The organism is Pseudovibrio sp. W64 (assembly GCF_001623145.1).
Classification (GTDB): Bacteria; Pseudomonadota; Alphaproteobacteria; order Rhizobiales; family Stappiaceae; genus Pseudovibrio.
Genome location: NZ_LMCI01000008.1, coordinates 447,942 through 469,484 on the forward strand (window position 1 = coordinate 447,942; position 21,543 = coordinate 469,484).

Here is a 21,543-nt window from a genome sequence, read left to right on the forward strand (position 1 = left end):
ATCTTGGTGTATCGCTTCGGGGTTGTCGGGCTCTCAATTTTCCTTTTATCCAATAGTTGAATGAGGATACCTGTGGCGAGCAGTGCGCTTGCTGACGGCATATCTGTGCGAACTGAGCGGCTTTGGATGACGGTAAGTCGCTGATATCCTGTATGGCAGTCCTCATAACGTTAAACTCACGCCGGTTTTACTGTACCGTCAGTAACGCACTGGCATAGTGTGCAAATCACTCAACTGACAGGAGAAACCTGACCTCCTCCGATTTATGGGGTAGGCTTGTGCTATTGCGCAGGTTTCGCTGCAGCTTGAAAGCAACAATAATAACAGATGGACGCAAACGTCCCGATCAAGATGAGTGAAGAGGCGCCGTGTGACGCAGGTTCAGCTGAAAAACCTCTCAAAAGTGTTCTCAGGAACGCCTGCGGTTGATGCCATTGATCTTGATGTGGCGTGCGGTGAGTTTCTGGTGCTGCTGGGCCCGTCTGGCTGTGGCAAAACCACGAGCCTGCGTATGGTCTGTGGTTTGGAGCAACCGACCTCCGGTTCCATCTGGTTCAATGGGCGGGATGTGACCACTCTGCCTGTCCAGAAGCGAAAAGTTGGCCTTGTTTCTCAACGTTTTGGACTGTTCCCACATATGACGGTTGAACAGAACGTAGCGTTTGGTCTGTCTGTGCGCGGCCTTTCAGCAGATGAGCAGATGCGGCAGGTGGGCGAGATGCTGGAGATCGTCCGTCTCTCAACGTTTGCCAAGCGCTTTCCTGCACAGCTGTCTGGTGGGCAAATGCAGCGCGTTGCGATTGCACGTACGTTGGTGACCAAGCCTGAAGTGCTGTTGCTGGATGAGCCAATGGCGAGCCTTGATACGCTGCTGCGTACTGAGATGCGCCAGTTTATCCGCGATCTGCATGATGAGTACGGCATGACGACGCTGCTGGTGACCCATGACCAGATTGAGGCGATGGATCTGGCGGACCGGATTGCGGTGATGTTTGACGGTAAAATAGCGCATCTTGCAGCACCCGATGAGATTTACCAGCGTCCAGCTAATGAACAGACTGCCCGTTTTATGGGGCATTCCAATATCTTTGCATGCACACCAACATCTGATGGGCATATCGAGAGCCCTTATGGCCAGCTCATACTGGGAGCTGGATCAGGCCTTGGCACTAAACAACCATCAAAGGCTATGCTGCGGTTTGAAAGCATACAGATTGAAGAGTGCCGCGAAGCACCGCAGAAAAATGCGTTCTCCAGCACAATCACACGAGCAGAATTTCTTGGCGCGATGATGCGCTACACGCTTCAGGTGGGAGAGGGATCTCTGACCGTTGAGGAAGCATCTACAATCAAAAGAAAAACAGGCGATGCGGTCACCGTGACCTTACCGCCAGAGCAAATTTGGCTGTTGTAGTAAAAGCGGCTGAAGAACCGGTTGGGGGCAATTTATGAAGAACACAAAGTCACGCACCAAACAGATGCTACTTGCAAGCACGCTCGCTGTTGTCAGCTGGAGCAGCGCTGTGCAGGCAGAAGACGCTCCGGGCATGTTCCGCAGTGAGTTTCTGAAGGGCAATCTGGGGTGGGAAGATGTCACCGCCAAAGCGCGTGATGAAGGCACCGTCAACTTTTATTACTGGGGTGGGTCCGATATCATCAACCTGTGGGTTGATCAGGTGGCAACACCGGCATTGGCTGCCGAAGGGGTGAAGCTGAACCCTGTGCGCATCACAGCAACCAAAGACACGGTAGATGTGGTGATTGCCGAACTGGCAGCAGGTCGCGGTGAAGAACAGGGCAGTGTGGATCTGGTCTGGGTCAACGGCGAAAACTTCTACTCTCTCAAGCAGCAGAATGCGCTGTGGGGTGCTTTTGCCAATCGCCTGCCCAACTCTGTGAATTTTGAGTGGGATGAGAGCGATCCGCGTTCACTTCTCAACCTGCGTGATTTTGGCGTTGAAACCGGTTTTCAGGAAATGCCCTGGTCTGGTGAGCAGTATGTGTGCTCCGTCAACCGCGCCCACGTCTCTGCAGAAAACACACCAGCGACCTTTGCTCAGCTGAAGACCTATCTGGAAGCCAATCCGGGCAAGTTCACTTATGTGAAGCCTCCGCATTATCTGGGCAACACCTTTGTGCAGTCTGTCCTTTATGCGCACAATCCGGACGGCACCGGGGCTGCGCCTTACCAGCAGAGTTTTGAAGAGATGGGCGGCGAAGAGCTGGCACGCCTGATGAAGCCGGGTATTGAGTACCTGAAAAGCATCGAACCATTGCTATTAGGCGGAGCTTCCGGCAAGCCACGTTATGCTGAAAATTCTGGTGAACTCGATAATCTCTTCCTCAATTCTGAAGTGCACTTCAATTGCAAGTTTGGTGTGTTTGGCAACCATAACGGCCTAATCACCGGTGCCTATCCGGAACAGGCGGAAGAGATGATCTTCCCGGCTGGCAACATGATCAAGAACAAGAACTACCTTGCCGTTCCACTTAACAGTCCACATCCGGCAGCAGCTCTTGTGGCCATCAACTACTTCTCTTCGGCGGAAGCGCAGGCCTCCAAGCTGAAAACCGCAGGCATGCCTGTTGGTCTGGATCTGTGGCGCCTGAGTGAGGAAGAAACGGCAGAAGTTGCAGCTTCCGCGCCTCCACATTACGGCGTGACTCAACAACAGGTGGACGACAACATCGCGCCAGATACCAACGCCAGTCTTGTTGATGTGATCGAAGCCACCTGGCTGGCGGTTATCGAGCGCAAAGACGATAAGCCCCTGGCAGATATCGTTGCGCAGGTCTCTGGCGAACTGAACAACTAACATCTTTGCGGGTGGCGGTTTTCTGCCATCCGCTTTTTATGAAACGAAAACTGATGCCCAAGGCACTTCCAGTAAACTCCAAAACGGCCGCACCTCCCGCGCTCATGCAGAACCTGCGTGATGTTGTTGAGGTGATGCCTCTGCTTGTGATTTTGCTGGGGTTGTTTGGCGGAGCAGTCGTGCTGGGCATTCTGCAAAGCTTTGGCTATGCGCCGTGGTTTGGTATCAATGAGTTTCCAACAACCCGATATTTTGAACGCCTCTGGCTCTCCGTTGATTTTTGGGTGTCATTGGGCCTGACGCTCTATTACGGGTTTGCAGCAACACTGATTGGCCTCGTCATTTCGATCCCTCTCAGCATTGCTCTTTCCAAGAAGTTCAGAGCCTCGCGGGTTTTCGGGGCACTCATCCGTTTGCCACTTATGGTGCCTTACACCGTTGGCATTGCACTGGCGCTGGTGATGCTGGGCAATGGCGGGCTGCTCTCGCGCATCTCTGCAGGTCTTGGGTTGATTGATGATCCGGCTCAGTTTGTACAGATCCTCAAAACCCATGGAGGCTGCGGGATTATCGCTGTTTATGTCTGGAAGCAGGTGCCGTTTATGACGCTCACCCTTTCCGCCGTTCTGGCTCGAAAAGGCGAAGATACGGTGGAAGCAGCCATGGTGCTGGGTGCCAATTCCAGACAAATCTTCTGGCGTGTCACGCTGCCACAAATCATGCCGGGCATTGTCTCTGCTTCCCTGATTTGCTTTGCGTTCAACATCGGTGCATTTGAAGCACCGCTTATTCTGGGTGGTGGTTATCCGGATACTCTGCCTGTGTTGGCTTGGCGGTATTTTCAGGATGCCAATTATGCGTTCCAATTGCAGGGCATGGCCGTGGTCGTTTCACTGGCATTGGTTTCCGGCATCTTCCTCGCAGTTTACCTGTTGGGTTACCGCAGATATGAGCGGGCAAGGGGGCGCGTCTGATGATCGGTTCAAGCTCCAACCTCCGGGACATCAAATCCATCAGTCCATGGCAGCGCCTGCTGGTGTTGGCCATGGCAACTTTTACCATCGCACCGTTTGCCCCGCTGATCATCCAGTCTTTGGCCTTCCGTTGGGCGTGGCCGAACATTTTGCCAACTGTCTGGTGGCATGAGCAACGGGAGCGCTCTCCGTTTCCATTGGCATGGGACTATGTGTTCTCGCCAAGTTCTCGCGTTGCAGAAGCGACCATCAACACGCTTGGTATCGGCATTGCAGTGACGCTGTTGTGCCTGCTCATCTGTCTGCCCGCTGCTCGCGTGCTGGCACAGCGGAACTTTCGCGGTAAAAACCAGCTTGAGTTTCTGATCGCTCTGCCGCTTCTTATTCCTGAAGCTGCTATTGGTATTGCTCTGCTGATGATCTTTATTGCGCTCGGCTTTGCTGGCACCTATGCAGGCGTCATTGTGGTGCATCTGATCCCAACCATTCCATACATGGTGCGCCTGCTGACAGCGGTTTATCAGGGGCATGGAACGGACGCAGAAGACCACGCACGTGTTCTTGGTGCCAATCGCCGACAGATTTTCTTCCGCGTGACTTTGCCTATGATCCTTCCCGGAGTGATTGCAGGTTGCCTTTTCACCTTCTTGGTCTCAACCAACCTGTTTTTGCTTACGTTTTTCATCGGGCAGGGGCAGATCATCACTCTGCCGACGCTGCTGTTTGCAAAAATATCCGGCGGTGCACTGGATGCAACAGGAGCTGGCATTGCCCTCATCGCATCTGTGCCCGGTATCATCCTGCTGATTTTCACAGATCGCTTTATTCGCAGCTATCCGTTAGCTGAGTAATCCCTAAATTAATTAGAGATCTGTCTCGTTCAACACACCTGAAGTGTGAGCCTTTGGGTACGTTGAATCCATGGGAAGAACTTTAGGCATTAGATTATGACGGGTATTTCAGTTGGCGGAGCGTCCTCGTACCATGCTCCGCTGGAAGTGAATGCACCGGCAGCTCTTCAGGCGGCAGAGCTGGGTGGTCACACTGTTTCTAAATCCAACGCAACGCGTATTAGCGAAGGCTCGAACAGCACCACGAGCAAGATTTCAGAATTTTTTGAAGGCATGGCAACCAAGCAGATTGTGTGGAGCCAAACCGACGCAGATGCAGCGGCAGACCGCCGGCAAGAAGCTGCAAGTTCAGCTGTTTCCGCCGTTTTCTCCAATTTAAAAGACGGCAGGTTAGCTGAGGCTTATCAAAGTTTTACGAAGTTGCACCACGCTGCAGAAAAATTGGAACCCAATAACCCTCGTGGGTTTGTTTCAAAACAGCTGCAAAATGCGGCCTCTCAATTTACGACACAAGAGCGCGATGCAATTCGCCTGCATGATTTCAAAGGTGATGGTGATCGGCTGATCCGCGGTCATTCTGCCCATGCAGAGCGCGCTCTTCATGTCTTTGAAGGGCTTGTGAAAGGCGGCCTCATGTCCGTCGGGGACCTGAGTTCAGAAATCCACTTTATCGATGACATTATGAGTGAAATTCCATCTGCGCTGAGGGGCGTTAAGACAGAACTCACTCTGTAATCTGATCATACGTGAGAGGAAAGGCAGCGCAGATTGCTGGGGCACCCTCTCACATTTTGCAGGCATGGCATTTTGCAGCCTTTTCGTAAAGGCTTTGGAAGTGCCGGGTTTTGCGCAGTCTGCGGGTAGGGCCAGCAGACCACTTACACATCAAGGGGCGTCAAATGGAAATGGTAGAAAACACACTCAGGCAGTTTGGTGAGACGATAGGATTGCCTGACCTGAAACTAGACTCAGAGAATATGTGCTCTTTGACTGTTGATGGTGAGATTGAGGTGTTTTTTCAGGTTCTGGACTTCAAAGCAAACGTGGTTCGGCTCAACAGCCGTTTGGCAAGTTTGAACAACGTCCCGAAGTCGCTTTACCTGCATCTTCTGGAAGCCAACTACAACGGCATGGGAACGGGGCACGCAGCGCTATCAATCAACCAGCGCAGCTCCGAAGTGCTTTTGACCCAAGCTATTCAGGTCGACAAACTTTCAGCTGAAGAGTTTGCAGAAGCCGTCAAACTGTTCGTGAAGTACACCAGTTTCTGGGTACATGAGCTGGTGGAATTGGCAAAGTTCCCTTCTGATGAGCCTGTTCCTGCGCAGAACATGCCAGTTGATAGCCTGAACTCTCAAATGCAGTATCTGATGCCTTAAGGGATCACTGCGAGCTTCTGATAAATCTGGGACCTCGCAAATCGGGTGGGTTTTGTCCGCATTGCCGCCAATAGTGCCTCCAGTCAACCGATGGAGGAGAACATGGAACTACACGGACAAACGATCATCATCACGGGTGCGAGCAGCGGAATTGGCGCTGCAGCAGCCGAGTTGTTTGCTGCTGAAGGCGCAAATGTGGTGCTTGGGGCCAGACGCGAAGCAGAGCTGGCAACACTTGCAGAAAAAATCACGAAACAAGGAAGTTCGGCGACTTATCTTGCAGGGGATGTGACTAAAGAGGCCTATGCCTCCGAACTGGTGGAGCATGCGCTCAACACCTACGGCGTGCTGCATGGGGCCTTCAACAACGCCGGCACTGTGGGGAATATGGAGCCGATCCCAGAGATGGACAGTACCAACTGGGAAAATGTGCTGCATACCAATCTCACTAGCGCATTTTACGCGGCTAAAACACAGATTCCGGCTTTGAAGAAGCGCACAAAGGGAGCGATTGTGTTCACATCCTCCTTTGTAGGGCACTGCAACAGCGGCATGCCGGGCATGGGGGCTTATGCTGCCAGCAAGGCGGGATTGGTTGGGTTGGTGAAGTCGCTGGCTGCAGACCATGGACCAGATGGTATCCGCATCAACGCGCTGCTCCCCGGCGGAACCAAGACAGCAATGGCGGGTGATGATCCAGAGGGGCATGCCTTCATCTCTGGGTTGCATCCACTCAAGCGCATGGCAAGCCCGAAAGAAATCGCCCAAGCCGCACTGTTTCTGCTCTCGGATCGGTCTAGTTTCGTGACGGGAAGCGCGATGACCGCTGATGGCGGTGTCTCAATCCGGCTGATTTGAAGCTATGCGAACTCAAGAGGGAGGCGCAACCTCCCTTTTACTTGCTTACCAACAGATGGTGACCTTCCAACCTTAACCCAGCAACAGCAATGCGTTTTGCCCATGCCTTGCGCGTTCCAATGCCTGCGGGCTTTTCGAACAGACCGGCTTCTTCTGCAGCTTTCGTTAAAGCGGCATACTGAAGGATGTTGGGATCGTCTTCTGGCAACAGCAACTCTTTGCGATGCAGGATTGGCGGGTTCTCGCGCTTGGAATAGTCGATGGCCTTGCTTGTCTGAGTTGCAAGATCAATCGTGATGGAATGGAGCAAAGCGGGAAAGCCGGAGGCCTCAAAGTCCTCGTAATGCAGCAGCGAGACTTTGTCCTTGCTGATCTTGCAGAGGTTCCATGAGGTGTCCGGATGCTGTGCCACGACTTGAGCCAGCCTTTCAGCATCCTCCGCTGGGAGTAATTCTATGCCAGAGCGATGTAGATAGAGCCAACCACCAACACGGCGGCCAATTTTCGTCTTTTGAGCCATAGCTCTTCTCTAACTGAAACTTATTGCACATGCAGTTCAAATTGAGGTGTAAGCACAGCAGAGAGATAAAAAACGCACCACCTTAAGGAGTAAGGCGGTGCGCTAGGTGGTTAAGCCTGAAGCAGCTTAACAGCTTCGTCTGTTGTCCAGACCGCGTTTGCGATGAAGCGGAAGTTGGTCAGCGCCGCCAGATAGCCGTCACCATCTGGAATAATTGCAGCGGCTGTGCCATCGCTTACCACAGCTACCTCAAAGCCCTGCTCGATCAGCTCGCGCATATGGCTCTCAGTACACAGGTTGGCAGACATACCCGCCAGAATAACCTGATCAACACCCTGCTTGCGCAGCTGAAGGGACAGATCGTTGGTGTCGTTGCCGTAGACCTTGTGCGGAGATGTGACGATGGTTTTGCCGTCGTTGATGTACGGCTTGTAAACGTCCAGCCAGTCTGCTCCGGAGCCTTCAAAACCGTCAACGTTGAGCGCACCTTTGCGGTCGAACATGCCGATGTTATGCATCAGCTTTTCCAGCGCGCCTTCAAACTTCCAGCCGTGATCCGTTGGATAGTAGTAGTGAGGAGAAACAGCCACGGTGATGTCCGCTGCTTTCGCGGCTTTGAACAGGCGCTCAATGTTGCTGACAGTGTTGTTGCGGGTCACGCTTTCGCCCACCACGCCCCAGGTGACACCATCAGGAGACAAGAAGTCATTCTGCGGATCTGTCACCACAAGAGCGGCACGGCTCAGATCCAGCTTCATATTGCTTGGAGGTAGAACGGACTTTGCTGGTGGAGCATATGGATCCTTCACTTTATCCTGCGCCTTGGCATGTGCTGTACCCGCAATTGCTGCGCCGCCAACAGCTGCTGCAGCGGTCAGACCGCCGCGCAGAGCATCGCGGCGACTGAGTGTTTTCTTGTGATCATGATCATTACACATCGTCTGTTCCTTCTCTTGTTCGGTGAAGAGAAGATGGAATAGGCTATGTGCTTTATGGTCCAGAATTGGTACCTTTTCGTCCTGATATGTATCATTTCATCGATTGGACGCGTATAGAGATCAGCATGGATATTCATTTTATTCTCGATGAAATGGAGATACAAGCGCATCCGTTTGCTTTGTGCGAGCTGAATGGCGCCTGCGATCTTGATTTGGACAAAGACCCTTTGGCAACGCTGCACTATGTGCTTGCCGGAGAAGGTGAGCTTGTGCTGCCGGGACGTCCTGCCATTCCGGTGAGCAAAGGATCGTTGATCCTCGTACCTGCGCTCAAAAAGCACGTTCTGCGCAGCTTCGGGCAGGTTCACGATCCAATCCCCAGCTGCAATCCTGACAAGCTGAAAATGGCACACCTGATCCATAACAGTGACACACAGGACAAAGGCCAGCTCATCGCGATCTGCTCTCGTATCTCGCTCAGCTTGCGGCAGATGGAGAACCTGATTGATCTGGTGCAGGAACCGATTGTCGAAAATCAGGCTGGCGAAGATGCCTGTGAAGCGCCAATCCGACGATTGCTGTTGGAGCTTGCCAACCCTGCGCCCGGAAGCCTCGCCATGGTGCGTGCACTCTTGATGCAATGCATGATCGAGCTGATGCGCCGCCGCTTCAACGATCAGCGCGGTGGTTTGGAATGGATGGCCGCGCTGCGCGATCCACGTATGTGGCCGGTGCTTCGGCATATCCTTGACACTCCGGGCGAACCGCACTCCGTCGAGAGCCTCGCCTCCCTCGCTGGCATGAGCCGCAGCGGCTTCGCCAAACGCTTTCAGGAAGCATACGGCAGTGGCCCGATGGAACTTCTGCGAGATGTGCGCATGCGCCGTGCTGCCACTATGCTGCTGGAAACAGACCACCCAATTGAGCGCGTCTCCCACCTCATCGGCTTCCGCAGTCGCAGCGCCTTCTCCCGCGCCTTCGAAGCCGCCATCGGCGTTTCACCGCAGAAGTTTCGAATGGAGCGGAAGGGCTAAATATAAACCGCTGGCACCACCACATTCGTTAGCCCTGCTGATCGCAGCTCCGCTGCAATACGTTCCACGTCTGTTTCTTTCATGGTGGGCCAGGTGAGGGCTTCGCCTTTGACGCCGTGGTGTTGGAAGGCGTTGAGGCGCAGGGGCGTATCCGTATCCAGTGCACGAACGAAGTTAGCGAGGTCTTCGATTTCCTCATCGCTGTCTGTGCGGCCCGGGATGAGCAGATAGCGCAGTTCATGCAGCTTGCCGGAGTCAACGAGCAGCTTAGCGGTGGCCAGAACGCGTTCATTACTGCGGGTGGTGAGCAGGCGGTGCAAGGTGTTGTTGAAGGCTTTGATGTCAAGCATCACGCCATCGGTTACGGGCAGAACGGTCTTCCACGCAGCTGCAGGCAAATAGCCGTTGCTATCGATGAAACAGGTGAGGTCCTTCAGCTTCTCATCAGTTTTGATGGCCGTGAACAAAGAAATGATGAATTTCAACTGGGTTGTTGCTTCCCCGCCTGAAATCGTAATGCCATTCAGGAACGGTTTGTTCTGGTACAAAAGCGCCAGAACATCATCAACGCTGAATTGCGTGACCTTAGGGTTGGCATTGATGGGGCAGACGTCTAGACACTTATCGCATTGGTCGCAAATGCTCGCGTCGTGCACCACTTTGCCTTGCACGATGGTCAGAGCGCCGGTCGGGCACTCTGGCACGCAGTCACCGCAATCGTTGCACAGCTTCATGGTGTGCGGGTTGTGGCAGGTCGGGCAGGCAAAGTTGCAGCCTTGCAGAAACAGGACAAGCCGGTTGCCCGGCCCATCCACGCAAGAGAACTTTAAAACCTTACTGACTGTAGCGAGGGGCAAGTTCATGGCTCATCACCCGTGGTGCGCGCTCTAGTATTTTACCAGTCTCAGCAGCTTCCGCACCCAGCACAGTTGTGTTGATGCGAGACCCGCCACATTCTTTAAACTTCGCAATGTCTGACAAGCGCACCATGTAACCGGTGATGCGCACCAGGTCATTGTTGGAGACGTTGGCGGAAAACTCTCGGAAGCCCAGTTGGAACGCACCTTTCACGAGCTGCTCCAGTGCGGCTGGATTGTTCTCGATGGTTTCATCCAGTGTCAGGATCTCCGAGACACCAGATGGATAGAACGCATGGTGTTCTGCCAGTGCCTGAACGTGCGTGACTGGATCGGGTTCACTGCCATAAGGGATACGAACACCCGGCGTACAGCCATCATCATCGCTGAGACCTGCTTGTGAATGCAGCATAGCCTTACCTCGCCAACAGTTTTCCATGGGACGCGCTTCAACGGCCTCATAAAGCACTTTGGAGATGCGGTGACCAAGCTGGTTGGCGGTCTCATCATGTCCGTACTTTCCGGAGCGGTCTTCCTTGGCCTGCAACTCATCCACGCACTGCGCCATGGCAAAGATGCCATACATGGCCGTGAAGCGGTCTCGGCTGATCCAGCCCTCTTTCACAAGGAAGCTTTCAAAGAAGCCGGATTTGTTGAAGAGATGGTCAATCCGCGCTTCAGTCAGGCGGAAGTTGAGGTCAATGTATTTCGGCAGAACGTTCTCGAAGAAGTCTGCAGTATCTTTGGAGCGACGCGCTACTTCACGCAGGTTGATGCGTGTGAGCGTGGAAGCGCCACCGCATAGAGGCAGCACGTTGTAACAACTGGCGACACCATAGCCGTGGTCATCAAACAGAGGCTGATGCAGCGGATTGTTCGCGATGTGGGGTTTGGAACATTCAATGATGCTATCGCAAGCCTGTGAAAAGATCGCATCAGAGCTGACATCAGGATCCCAGATGAACGTAAGGTTCGGAGCAATCTGCTTCAGCTCCGCATCAATGCGCATGATGGTACGGGCAACGCGGTTGTCGGTTGGCCCCACGTTGGCGTGCATGAAGGCATCCGGCAGCACACGGTCCAGATAGCGCCAGAACAGCTTCAGCTTCTTGTAAAGCTCTTCATCACTGACCTCATCGCAATACGGCAGCAAGAGATTGTCGAGGCGACCAATGAACACCGGCATGTTGGTGACAGACGGCACGTGGTGATAAGCAATCATGAGGGAGTTGATAGCTTCATCCAAGGTGGTTGCTGGTTCCAACTCAAGGAAGGTGCTCCCCTTTTCCAGAACCACAGAATAGTCGGGCATCACATAGCGCGGCTTGAAGGGTGCATGCCCCTCATACATGTCGCAGATGACACGCTCTTCCAGCGCCTTGGCGGTTTCCTCATCAAGCTCAGGGTAGGGCAGAGAGTTTTCTGCCTCCAGCGAGAGATACCGCGCCTTTTGCGCAAAGGAGAGGCCAGGGTCTTCCGTAATGCCCTTAAACCGTTTGAGAAGCTCCGACATGGGTTCGTTCCTTTTTGCTCTTTGGAACAAATCTTAAACCCGAGAGACAGGCGAGGAATTGAACTACCGCAATTTCCGATTGGAAAAGAAGGATGGTGCACAGGGCTGGAGCTTCTTATGGAAAAGCACTCGAGTTGGAGAGTGCGATTTCCAGTGATGCGATATTGCATGGCTGGTCTTTGCTTGTCGTAGAAGCAATCGGATAGCTTTTCAGTTTTTTTGTCGCGAATGTCATCATGCTAAGTTACTTTACCCTCAAAATCTCCGAGCAAAGGTTTTAAGACTTGCTTTATCACTACACATCTGTCCAGACGCTCGCACTAATTTTGAAAACCAAAGCCATACGGTTCAATAAGCTATCCAAAGTCAATGATCCTCGTGACGGCTGCCCGCTTAATCAGGAAATGAATGAGCAAATATTCGTTTCTTGCTGGATACGAAGATCAAAAGATTCAATCCCAATGTGGAAGCTTTATGCAGGGCTAGATGGTGTGCGGATTGGTCTACCGGAAGATATGTTTACGACCCATCCTACAAAGCTACCAAATCATGAAATTGAAGTAGACGGACAAAAAAAGCAGATTAAGCAGCGTGTTATAACGGACATACTACGTGGGCCACATATAAAGAAAAACTTTGAAACTGCGGCACCCATCCACTACGGACCTAAATATCAAAAAGCCATACTTTATGGTCCTGATGACATAAATTACCAACCTGATGATCTCCGTCACGTCCATTATACTGTGCTGAAGAGTGATGAGTTTCATAAAGTCGGGCTAAAGAAGCATGCTGACTGGGCATTTGAACAAGAGGTGAGGTTCCGTATTCCAGCTGGTAGCTTGGTCACTCAGAAACCACAGCAAACTTTAAAGGTTGATGGTGATTATATTGATGTTGGTTTGAAGGAAGAGGCATTCAAAAACATTGAAATTCTTACCGGGCCAGCCAACTCAACTGCTAATCTGATCATAGCTAAAGCACTGCTTCGAGACCATGAAATTGGCGGAGAACCTCAAAAGTCAAAGATCCAAATTCGAGACTACTAATCAAGCTTTTCTCAGTATAGTGTTCGATTAATGGTGTTTAGACAGTATCTGAGATACGAGAAAGAGAACGCTTGGAACACACTGAAAATATGCGCGATTCATAATTTCTCAAATTATGGGTTCGACCTGATATTTTCAGGTCAGTATGCCTAACAGCAAAACCCAGCCTCATCGAAGCCGGGTTTTGTATTCTTGCGTTCTGATCGCGCGTATTATGCGTTTTCAGAGGCTGGTTTTGGGTCCAGGTCGCTTGCGTCGTGGCGTTCTGGGACTTGTTGGTCCTCATCACCCCATGTGCGGTTCACGCGTTTGCCGCGTTTAACAGCAGGGCGCTCTGCGATTTCTTCTGCCCAACGCTTGACGTTTTTGTAATCGTCAACGGAGAGGAATTCGGCTGCGCTGTAGAGCGAACCAAGCACCAGCGCGCCGTACCATGGGAAGATCGCGATGTCTGCGATGGAGTACTCATCACCAGCCATAAAGCGGCGCTCGGCCAGATTGCGGTCCAAAACGTCTAGCTGGCGTTTTGCTTCCATGGCAAAACGGTTGATCGGGTATTCAAACTTCTCTGGCGCATAAGCGTAGAAATGACCGAAACCACCACCCAGATATGGGGCAGACCCCATTTGCCAGAACAGCCAGTTCATGGCTTCTGTGCGTGCTGCCGGATCTTTCGGAAGGAAGGCGCCGAACTTTTCTGCCAGATATAGCAGGATAGAACCAGATTCGAATACACGGGTTGGTGTCTCGGTGCTGTGATCAACCAGTGCCGGGATTTTGGAGTTAGGGTTTGCGCCAACAAAACCGCTGGAGAACTGGTCGCCTTCACCAATCTTGATCAGCCATGCGTCATACTCAGCTTCGCTGAAACCTGCTGCCAGAAGCTCTTCCAGCATAATGGTGACTTTCACACCATTTGGCGTTGCCAGCGAGTAAAGCTGCAGCGGGTGCTTGCCTACCTGCAGGTCTTTGTCATGGGTTGAACCAGCAATAGGACGGTTGATGTTTGCGAACTGGCCGCCGTTTTCCTGTTCCCACACCCAAACCTTTGGTGGGGTATATTCTTGGTTATCACTCATAAAATTGTGGCTCCGTATTGATTATGTGCAAATGGGAACGAGCAGTTTTTCGGGCTGCCTTTTTCATTTCAACAGATGGGTGAATCCTTAACAAAATCAAGTGTGCAATCAAAAACAAGATCTTGGATGTCACTCCTGAGTGCTTAGTCGATATTGAAAGTTCCCTGTGCGCCAGACTAAAAATTGCTTTTTACAAAGCATCTGCCGGAATAATGTTCGTCAATGACATTACGCTCAGAGATTCCTTTTTTCATTGCTGGACTGATCAAATGACTGTGATACCGACACTTGAAACGGAAAGATTACGCTTAAGGCCGATGACAATTGAAGATTGGCCTGCTTATGAGCAGTTGATGCAATCCGAGCGTTCGCAGTTTATGGGCGGCCCAACACCCAAGCATGTGACCTGGGGTATCTTTAGTCATGATATCGCGCATTGGGTCTTGTTTGGTCACGGTGCTTTGATGATTGACGATAAGACCACGGGCAAAACCGTTGGTCAGGTGGGCCTTAATCACGGGCCACTTTTTCCAGAGCACGAGTTGGGCTGGTTCCTCTATGAGGGCTTTGAAGGACACGGATATGCATTGGAAGCGGCTCAAATCATGCGTAAATGGGCCTTTGATAAGTTGAGTTTGAAAACGCTCGTCAGTTACATCGACCCTAAAAATGATCGTTCGCGGAAGTTGGCTGAACGGATGGGAGCTGTAATTGATCCTGATGCGCAACGTCACGATCCGGTCGATCTTGTCTACCGTCATCCGTCCTCCTGAACTTTTTGAGGTGTAGAGTTTGTTTTTTTCTCATCACCACGTCACATCTGAAGGAGCCGTATCGTCGACCCAGTGAACGCAACAAAACAATCACTGGAGATAACGATGAACGTTCACACCACCATCAATCACTACGAGAGCGGTGCGCAGATCATGGCAGCCCTTCAGGGCGTGGAAGCAACTATTACTGCGACTGGGTTTGACGAAAAGCTGCATCACCTCATTTTGCTGCGGGCATCGCAGATCAACGGCTGCGGGTTTTGTGTGAAGATGCACACCCGTGATGCTCGCAAAGCTGGTGAAACCAACGAGCGTCTGGACCACCTCATCATCTGGCGCCATTGCGATGACTTCTCGGAAAAAGAGAAGCTGGCATTTGAATGGACCGAAGCACTGACAGAACTCAACAAGGAAGATCAGTTGTCACGTCTTCGCCAGGAGTTGAAAAAGCACTACAGCGATCAGGAAATTTCCACCCTGACGGCGATGGTTGGTATGATCAACCTTTGGAACCGGATTGCGATATCGAACCATTGATGAAGAACTCAGACAAATCACTTCGTGTATTTGAACAGGCCAGACCCATGTTGATGGGGCTGGCTTATCGTTTGCTGGGCACAACGGCCGAGGCTGAAGATGTGGTGCAGGAAACCTATCTCAGCTGGTCAGCTGCCGCACAAGACGACATTGCCAACCCTGATGCCTGGCTGACGACGGTTTGCACCCGTAAAGCACTCGATCAGCTCAAATCAGCACGCAAAAAACGCGAAAATTACGTTGGTATGTGGTTGCCTGAGCCGCTTCACACCACCACACAGGACACACCGGAAGACAGAGTTGAGCTTTCCGAAAGCCTCACAATGGCATTCCTTTTGGTGATGGAGCGCCTTGCCCCAAAAGAGCGGGCTGCGTTTTTGCTGCACGAGGTGTTTTCTTCCAGTTATGAAGACGTTGCAGATATATTGGAGGTTACTCCGGCCAGTTGCCGCAAGCTGGTCTCAAGGGCAAAGGCCAATATTCAGCAGAAATCTCAACGCTTTGTTGCTCCGCCAGAAAAACAACAGGCGATGGTGAGTGTATTCCAAAGCGCGCTGGAAACCGGAGAAACAGCCGAACTTTCTAAACTTTTGGCAGCTGATGTTGCGCTTATTTCCGACGGCGGCGGCAAGGTCAATGCCGTTCCAAAACCACTTGTTGGTCTGGAGCAAGTGCTTGGCTTTATCGAAAAGGCGATCTCCCCAGCCGCGAACAGTGGCAAAGCTTGGGTTGAAGAACTCAACTCTTGCCTGTCTCTCGTCACGGTCGACGGAAGCGGGATCACGACGACTTTCACCTTTGGCTATGATGATAACATGAAAGTCGACGCAATTTATGCGCAGCGAAACCCGGACAAGCTCGCTGCCTTCCATTAGGCACTTGCAGTCCAATCATAGGCATAGCTTGCAATGTGACAAAGAACCTCCCAAACTATCCTCTGATGTTTGGGAGGGGAACTCATGTCTGTTGAGATGATATTAGCGCTTGTGATTGCGACGACCGCTCTGGTGGCTATTCCAGGCCCCAACGTTGCGCTCATCGCAGCCAATACCATCAGCCATGGCTTCCGCTTTGGAGCAGCTACGGTACTGGGAACAACACTCGGCGTTGCCATCCAGCTCAGCATTGTGGTGCTTGGGTTTTCTGCCCTACTGGCACTCGTTGCCGATGCCTTTTTATGGGTGAAATGGATTGGTGCGGCCTATCTGATCTATCTCGGCATCAAATCCTGGCGAGAGCGGACGGATATGTTGGAAAACGCTGAAGCCAGTAACACCCCTTTGCGCAAGCTGTTCTGGCAGGGCATGTTGCTTGCTATGATCAACCCGAAAACGCTCGTGTTCAGTGCGGCTTTCCTCCCTCAGTTCGTTGGGGATCAAAGTACGAGTTACGCTCTTGCCCAGCCAGCGTTGATCTACCTTCTCGTTATTCTAGGTGGAGATCTGTGTTGGGCGGCTCTTGCTCGTTCTGCAACTCCGTTCTTCAAGAGCATAGGTCATTTGCGACATAAACTCACCGGTACGCTCTTCATTGGTTCTGGCATTGGTCTCGCTCTAGCGCGTATTGAGCGATAGCTTCAAGTTTTTCTGCCTATGGGAATGATCTCGCGTGAGGTTGCGTGGTAAGGTTCACCTGTCCACTCACCCAGCCATGTTTGAGCACATAAGCCAGCTTCTTCGAGGAGCTGGTCGACTTTGTCTTGTGCCGTATATTTAATCTCAGAAGGCGCGCTGAAAATCTCACCAGTCTCAAGCTGCCTGTAAGCATTGATGAAACTGAGCGTTTGAGTGGTCTCGTCATATTCTGAAATGTTCCAGCTCTCAATTGCACCGAGGGCAGGGTGTTGCGTCCGGCTCAGTGTTTCCTCTTTGCGGCGCGTCTTCTTGCCCGGAAAATTCGGGTTGCGAGTATCAAAGATAAACTGACCTTTGGGGCTCAGATGCGCTGCAATCATTTTCAGAACTGCAAGCTGGTCCTCTTCCGTCAGGAAAAACTGAAAGGAATGTCCGGTCAGACAGATCAGGTCAAACGTCTCTCTCAGATCAAATGAACGGGCATCCGCTTGTACCCAGCGGACTTGTTCTCCATTGGGGCGCTTGCGTGCAATCTCCAGCATAGCTTCGGCCGGGTCCAGACCAACCACACGGCGACCCTCAGCCAATTGAACGGTGAGCTCTCCCGTACCGCACCCCAGGTCGAGGACAGAGCGTGCCTCACGTGCAAGCACTTTGCAATATGTGTGATCCGCGCGATCTCGTGGTGTCAGCTCATAAAATTGTGCCAGATCGGGATCAGTAAAAATTGTGCGATGAGTCATTTGAAAATTGCATCCTTGGTCAATTCTTGCAGCATAGAACGTAAATGTCAGCTGGACAATTCGTTGCCGTTACTACGAGAGTTCGGGGAGAAGTATCCCTGTTCAGGGCCGTAGGTTCGCACTAGTCTTGTCTCGATGAATCAATACCAGTGTCTCATATCAAGATGCGGGTGAACGTCTGTTGCAACAGTGAAAGGCAGTCTCATGGCAAACCCGCTTTATGATCGCTTATTTGGGATCCATGCGTCCAAAACCAAGCCGTTCCTGTTTCTTCAAGATGGAACCTCCATCTCATATGCGCAGTTTTTGGCGACAACCGCGCAGCTGGCGCATACGCTGGTCGCGAATGGCTTGAACCCGGGCGATCGTGTTGCTGCACAGGTTGAAAAATCGCCAGAATCGCTGGCTCTTTACGCCGCTTGCGTTCAGGCAGGCCTCATCTTCCTGCCTTTGAATACGGCCTACACCAGTGATGAACTCTCTTACTTTCTCGACAATAGCGGAGCATCTCTTCTTGCCTGTGATGGCGCAAAGGCAGAGACATTGCAGCCCTTAGCTGATCAGCTAGGTGTCCTCCTCAAAACCTTGAATGGAGACGGTTCCGGGTCTTTGATGGCAGAAGCCAAAACTCACCCAACTGCTTTTGAGACTGTAGAACGAGATCTGCAGGATTTGGCAGCGTTTCTTTACACATCAGGCACAACAGGCCGCTCCAAAGGCGCGATGCTGACACAAGACAATTTGCTGTCCAACGCAGATGTTCTGGTTGATTACTGGCGCTTCACAAAAAATGATGTTCTGCTACATGCGCTGCCGATCTTTCATACGCATGGCCTGTTTGTAGCAACCAATGTTATCCTTGCTGTTGGTGGCTCGATGATCTTCCTGCCAAAGTTCAATCAGGATGCCATCGTGCAGTTTCTGCCGCAGGCCACTTCCATGATGGGGGTGCCAACGTTCTATACCCGTTTGTTGGGTGATGAGCGTTTTACCAAGGAGCTGACAGAGCATATGCGCCTGTTCACCTCCGGCAGTGCACCATTACTGGCTGAAACTCATCGCCAGTTTGAAGAGCGTACGGGACACCGCATTTTGGAACGTTACGGCATGACTGAGACCAACATGAGCACGTCGAACCCGTACGATGGAGAGCGACGCGCAGGCACTGTTGGCTTTCCGCTTCCCGGCGTTGAACTCAAGATCACCAATCCTGAAACGGGTGCTGAACTGCCCCAGGACAGCATCGGCGTCATTGAAGTTCGTGGTCGCAATGTGTTCAAAGGCTACTGGCAGATGCCGGAGAAGACAGCCGCCGAACTACGAGAAGATGGTTTCTTTATCACCGGTGATATGGGGAAGGTGGATATGGATGGTTATGTTCACATTGTTGGACGCAACAAAGACCTCATCATTTCAGGCGGCTTCAATATCTACCCAAAAGAGATTGAACTCCTGTTGGATGAGCAACCGGGTGTTCATGAAAGTGCTGTGATCGGCATACCCCATGCTGACTTCGGTGAAGCCCCGCTTGGATTAATTGTTGCTGAAAAGGGTGAGACCCCTGACCTCGAGCAGATCATGACCACCGTCAAAAAACACCTCGCCCGCTTCAAACACCCCCAAAAACTCCTTATCATCAAGGAACTCCCCCGCAACACCATGGGCAAAGTCCAAAAAAACATCCTGCGTGATCAGTATAGTAAGGCTGTGTAATTGGAGCCGTTTCGGGTGCTAAAGCTCAATCAATCGATGCGATATTGGGTAGGCGTATGGTGGTGGCTAGTGAAGATTGTTGAGTAAGTTCCATGATAATCGGTGAGTGGCTCTTGGGCTTGCTTATTTTGTGCGTTTGAAGCTTTGGAAGCCTTTGCAGGCTGGTGGGCTTGGGGCGTTGGGTTGGCTGAGTTCGCTACAGGTCTTTTTTGTGACTGAGGATACGCAGGCAATCGCCTTTCTTTTCTGGGTGTTCGTTGTCGCCGCACTGGTGAAATCTGCTTTGATCAGCGCACAGGCCTGATTGACGCTGTTGTTGATGGCGGTTGCTGTCGGGGTTTGTTTTGAAGACGCGTTGATGCCCATTTGCTGGAATGCGCAGCTTTTTAGTTTCTCGCACATATTAGCAATGGCAGAGTTAAGATTGGCGTTCATCCCGGCGGAGGTGAGGCTGGATGAGGCAATGAGAAGTAAAATTGCCAGGCTGAGGCTTTTCATGGGACACTCAGATTTGTATTGGTCACATAAGCATTGTGAGTTGCTGCCATGACCAATACAAGCACCAAGATCTGTGGGCTTTACCTTCAGCGTTCGAACATCTTTGTGCTGCTATTGCTCTGAAATTCTGCCCTGCTTGCCCGTCCTTGCAGGTCAGTTCGGTCACCTTATTTCAGGATAGAAACCTTACCGCGCAGAATATCGAAGAACATCACAAAGTCACCAAGCAGGCTGTAGAATGGAAACTTGAACGTGGCTGGTTTGTTCCTTTCAAAGAAGAAATGCCCAATCCACGCAAAGCCGTAGCCAACGACTGGAACTGCGAGCAGTAAAGTCCAAAGACCGAACGTGATGATGTAAGTGAGAAGTGTAAGCACCAGCGCTGTTCCGATAAAATGCAATCGGCGGCTGACGACATTCCCATGTTCTGCCAGATAAAATGGATAGAATTCTTTGAAACTGCCAAATTGCTGGTTATGGCTATTATTGGCTTCACTCATTGCATTATCCCCCCTTGATTTGCCGGTAGTACGTTAGCAGCACTCCGGCTTGACGCGTGATGAACAGTCTTGCGCGTTCTCCCAATCCTGCCCCTTTTTCCGGAAGAAGCATAGACCTGACCAAATTGCGCATGGCGCGGGCGTGTTCGCGATAGCGCTGTGTTGGGTTCAAGTCCTTCGCGCGCTTCTCCATGCTGATGCTCGTATGGTTTTGCCCGCGCACCAGGAGCGCGGATTGGTTATCGGCACTCACATTGCTCTTTGCAGCTACATACCGGATTGCAAAGCCAATGCGGCGATCATTGGTGGTGTTTGCATCAGACCCATGCACCAGTTTGAAATGATGCAGCGACATCTCACCGGGCTTCAGTTCCATATAGATCTGGTTTTCCGGTTCCAGCTCTTCCTCCGGGATCTCTTGGCCGCGGGTGAGGAGGTTGTCTTTAGCGTAGGTGTTGACTTGCGTGCGGATGGTTTTGTGACTGCCCGGCTCCACCTTCATGACGCCTGATTGAGCCGTGGCTGGACTTAATGCGACCCATGCGGTGACCACATCATCAGCATCCACCCCCCAGTAAGCAGCGTCCTGATGCATGGAAACGTAGGATTTGCTGCCTGCTTCCTTGGTGAACAGGTTGGTCATCAGACACAGGATATCCGGGCCGATCAGTTGCTCGACTGCATCAAGAATAACGGGGTGATGGACAAGTTCATCTGCCCAGTCATACAGAAGGTACGACTTGTTGCACTGTGCTTTGTCCATGGGATGTCCCTGAAGCTTCTCAATAGCCTCAAGTTCTGCGCGCATACGGATGGCATCGTCTTTTTCGAGCACTTTGATTGGACACAGGAAGCCATCCTTCTGGTAGGTTCCTGTGTTTATTGAGTTGGCGGTATCTATCAATGTCATGCTGAAACCATCCTTGAAATGAGCGTTGCGAAGGTTGCAACAAGACCGATTGAGGCTGCGCCAAGTAAAATTGAAAGAGCAGGTATGCGTTCGCGTGTTCCCGTTTGTGGATCGAGCCGTGTAAACAGCATTGCGTAAAGATTGCCAGACATGAATGCCCAGGCACAAAGCATAAGAGCGACACCCACTGCGCTTTCAAAAATCAAAGCAGAAAAGATGAGTAAGCCGCATGCGAGATAGTCATCGATAGATAGCGGCCAATATTTATCGGTTTTTATCAAAATGAGTGTTTCGCCGACAATGAGTATAACGGCGAGAACCACTGCATAAATTGGCAGATAAGTTTGAAACTCCCCCAAAGTTCTCCCTCCTGAATATATGGAAACAGCGTTACCGAGTTTTGTTGATGTGTCAAGTTAATTGATCT

24 protein-coding genes are annotated in these 21,543 nt (G+C 51.6%); 14 read left to right on the plus strand and 10 right to left on the minus strand.

Going from position 1 to position 21,543, the window contains the following annotated elements:
- Positions 1–370: 370 nt before the first annotated feature.
- From PsW64_RS06350 to PsW64_RS06380, 7 genes are all read left to right on the plus strand, one after another.
- On the plus strand, positions 371–1,414 hold the full coding sequence (locus PsW64_RS06350) for an ABC transporter ATP-binding protein (RefSeq protein WP_063303068.1): 1,044 nt from the start codon (positions 371–373) through the stop codon (positions 1,412–1,414).
- A gap of 34 nt (positions 1,415–1,448) precedes the next feature.
- Positions 1,449–2,816: an ABC transporter substrate-binding protein gene (locus PsW64_RS06355; RefSeq protein ID WP_063303069.1), complete on the plus strand. Its 1,368-nt coding sequence runs from the start codon at positions 1,449–1,451 to the stop codon at positions 2,814–2,816.
- Positions 2,817–2,869: 53 nt separating this feature from the next.
- Complete coding sequence (locus tag PsW64_RS06360) at positions 2,870–3,790, plus strand: ABC transporter permease (RefSeq protein ID WP_063303070.1); 921 nt, start codon at positions 2,870–2,872, stop codon at positions 3,788–3,790.
- Positions 3,790–4,641 (plus strand): ABC transporter permease, encoded by an 852-nt coding sequence (locus PsW64_RS06365; protein WP_208980596.1) that lies wholly within the window; start codon positions 3,790–3,792, stop codon positions 4,639–4,641. The genes PsW64_RS06360 and PsW64_RS06365 overlap by 1 nt, the downstream gene beginning before the upstream one ends.
- Before the next feature lie 96 nt (positions 4,642–4,737).
- The gene (locus PsW64_RS06370; protein ID WP_063303071.1) at positions 4,738–5,376 is read left to right on the plus strand and encodes a hypothetical protein; all 639 of its coding nucleotides are present in this window, start codon (positions 4,738–4,740) and stop codon (positions 5,374–5,376) included.
- Positions 5,377–5,540: 164 nt separating this feature from the next.
- The gene (locus PsW64_RS06375) at positions 5,541–6,020 is read left to right on the plus strand and encodes a type III secretion system chaperone (RefSeq protein ID WP_063303072.1); all 480 of its coding nucleotides are present in this window, start codon (positions 5,541–5,543) and stop codon (positions 6,018–6,020) included.
- 102 nt (positions 6,021–6,122) lie between these two features.
- Complete coding sequence (locus tag PsW64_RS06380; protein WP_063303073.1) at positions 6,123–6,878, plus strand: SDR family oxidoreductase; 756 nt, start codon at positions 6,123–6,125, stop codon at positions 6,876–6,878.
- A gap of 37 nt (positions 6,879–6,915) precedes the next feature.
- On the opposite strand, the gene PsW64_RS06385 is transcribed toward PsW64_RS06380, so the two are convergent.
- Positions 6,916–7,398: a hypothetical protein gene (locus tag PsW64_RS06385; RefSeq protein WP_063303074.1), complete on the minus strand. Its 483-nt coding sequence runs from the start codon at positions 7,396–7,398 to the stop codon at positions 6,916–6,918.
- A 110-nt stretch (positions 7,399–7,508) separates the two neighbouring features.
- Positions 7,509–8,336, minus strand: coding sequence for a cysteine hydrolase (locus PsW64_RS06390; protein WP_063303075.1), 828 nt, complete (start codon positions 8,334–8,336; stop codon positions 7,509–7,511).
- Between the two features lie 125 nt (positions 8,337–8,461).
- Between PsW64_RS06390 and PsW64_RS06395 the strand changes: the two genes are divergently transcribed.
- Positions 8,462–9,370, plus strand: coding sequence for a helix-turn-helix domain-containing protein (locus PsW64_RS06395; protein WP_108819721.1), 909 nt, complete (start codon positions 8,462–8,464; stop codon positions 9,368–9,370).
- Here PsW64_RS06395 and PsW64_RS06400 read toward each other — a convergent pair.
- Together PsW64_RS06400 and PsW64_RS06405 are read right to left on the minus strand one after the other, a co-directional pair.
- Positions 9,367–10,233 carry a YjjW family glycine radical enzyme activase gene (locus PsW64_RS06400; RefSeq protein WP_063301317.1) on the minus strand — a complete coding sequence of 289 codons (867 nt, stop codon included), beginning with the start codon at positions 10,231–10,233 and terminating at the stop codon, positions 9,367–9,369. The two genes, PsW64_RS06395 and PsW64_RS06400, sit on opposite strands and share 4 nt — an antisense overlap.
- Complete coding sequence (locus PsW64_RS06405; RefSeq protein ID WP_063303076.1) at positions 10,205–11,740, minus strand: YjjI family glycine radical enzyme; 1,536 nt, start codon at positions 11,738–11,740, stop codon at positions 10,205–10,207. The genes PsW64_RS06400 and PsW64_RS06405 overlap by 29 nt, the downstream gene beginning before the upstream one ends.
- 284 nt (positions 11,741–12,024) lie before the next feature.
- On the opposite strand from PsW64_RS06405, the gene PsW64_RS06410 reads away from it, so the two are divergent.
- Positions 12,025–12,789, plus strand: coding sequence for a DUF2971 domain-containing protein (locus PsW64_RS06410; protein WP_153042344.1), 765 nt, complete (start codon positions 12,025–12,027; stop codon positions 12,787–12,789).
- A gap of 212 nt (positions 12,790–13,001) precedes the next feature.
- Here PsW64_RS06410 and yghU read toward each other — a convergent pair whose 3' ends face one another.
- Complete coding sequence (yghU, locus tag PsW64_RS06415; protein WP_063303078.1) at positions 13,002–13,868, minus strand: glutathione-dependent disulfide-bond oxidoreductase; 867 nt, start codon at positions 13,866–13,868, stop codon at positions 13,002–13,004.
- 269 nt (positions 13,869–14,137) lie between these two features.
- Here yghU and PsW64_RS06420 point away from each other — a divergent pair, with 269 nt between their 5' ends.
- The 4 genes from PsW64_RS06420 to PsW64_RS06435 all read left to right on the plus strand — a co-directional run bounded on the left by PsW64_RS06420 (position 14,138) and on the right by PsW64_RS06435 (position 16,752).
- Positions 14,138–14,641, plus strand: a complete 504-nt coding sequence (locus tag PsW64_RS06420; RefSeq protein ID WP_082831029.1) for a GNAT family N-acetyltransferase — start codon at positions 14,138–14,140, stop codon at positions 14,639–14,641.
- Between the two features lie 105 nt (positions 14,642–14,746).
- The gene (locus PsW64_RS06425) at positions 14,747–15,178 is read left to right on the plus strand and encodes a carboxymuconolactone decarboxylase family protein (RefSeq protein WP_063303080.1); all 432 of its coding nucleotides are present in this window, start codon (positions 14,747–14,749) and stop codon (positions 15,176–15,178) included.
- Positions 15,178–16,053, plus strand: a complete 876-nt coding sequence (gene sigJ / locus PsW64_RS06430) for an RNA polymerase sigma factor SigJ (RefSeq protein WP_063303081.1) — start codon at positions 15,178–15,180, stop codon at positions 16,051–16,053. Before PsW64_RS06425 ends, sigJ begins: the two co-directional genes overlap by 1 nt.
- 84 nt (positions 16,054–16,137) lie before the next feature.
- On the plus strand, positions 16,138–16,752 hold the full coding sequence (locus tag PsW64_RS06435; RefSeq protein WP_063303082.1) for a LysE family translocator: 615 nt from the start codon (positions 16,138–16,140) through the stop codon (positions 16,750–16,752).
- A 2-nt stretch (positions 16,753–16,754) separates the two neighbouring features.
- On the opposite strand, the gene PsW64_RS06440 is transcribed toward PsW64_RS06435, so the two are convergent.
- On the minus strand, positions 16,755–17,495 hold the full coding sequence (locus tag PsW64_RS06440) for a class I SAM-dependent methyltransferase (protein ID WP_063303083.1): 741 nt from the start codon (positions 17,493–17,495) through the stop codon (positions 16,755–16,757).
- 204 nt (positions 17,496–17,699) lie between these two features.
- Between PsW64_RS06440 and PsW64_RS06445 the strand changes: the two genes are divergently transcribed.
- Positions 17,700–19,208 (plus strand): malonate--CoA ligase, encoded by a 1,509-nt coding sequence (locus tag PsW64_RS06445; RefSeq protein ID WP_063303084.1) that lies wholly within the window; start codon positions 17,700–17,702, stop codon positions 19,206–19,208.
- A 123-nt stretch (positions 19,209–19,331) separates the two neighbouring features.
- Here the strand turns inward: PsW64_RS06445 and PsW64_RS06450 are convergent, their stop codons facing one another.
- From PsW64_RS06450 to PsW64_RS06465, 4 genes are all read right to left on the minus strand, one after another.
- Positions 19,332–19,706 (minus strand): hypothetical protein, encoded by a 375-nt coding sequence (locus PsW64_RS06450; protein WP_063303085.1) that lies wholly within the window; start codon positions 19,704–19,706, stop codon positions 19,332–19,334.
- Positions 19,707–19,873: 167 nt separating this feature from the next.
- Positions 19,874–20,206 (minus strand): DUF962 domain-containing protein, encoded by a 333-nt coding sequence (locus PsW64_RS06455; RefSeq protein ID WP_063303086.1) that lies wholly within the window; start codon positions 20,204–20,206, stop codon positions 19,874–19,876.
- Positions 20,207–20,210: 4 nt separating this feature from the next.
- Positions 20,211–21,116: a phytanoyl-CoA dioxygenase family protein gene (locus PsW64_RS06460; RefSeq protein ID WP_063303087.1), complete on the minus strand. Its 906-nt coding sequence runs from the start codon at positions 21,114–21,116 to the stop codon at positions 20,211–20,213.
- Positions 21,113–21,475, minus strand: coding sequence for a hypothetical protein (locus PsW64_RS06465; RefSeq protein ID WP_063287485.1), 363 nt, complete (start codon positions 21,473–21,475; stop codon positions 21,113–21,115). Before PsW64_RS06465 ends, PsW64_RS06460 begins: the two co-directional genes overlap by 4 nt.
- Positions 21,476–21,543: the final 68 nt, after the last annotated feature.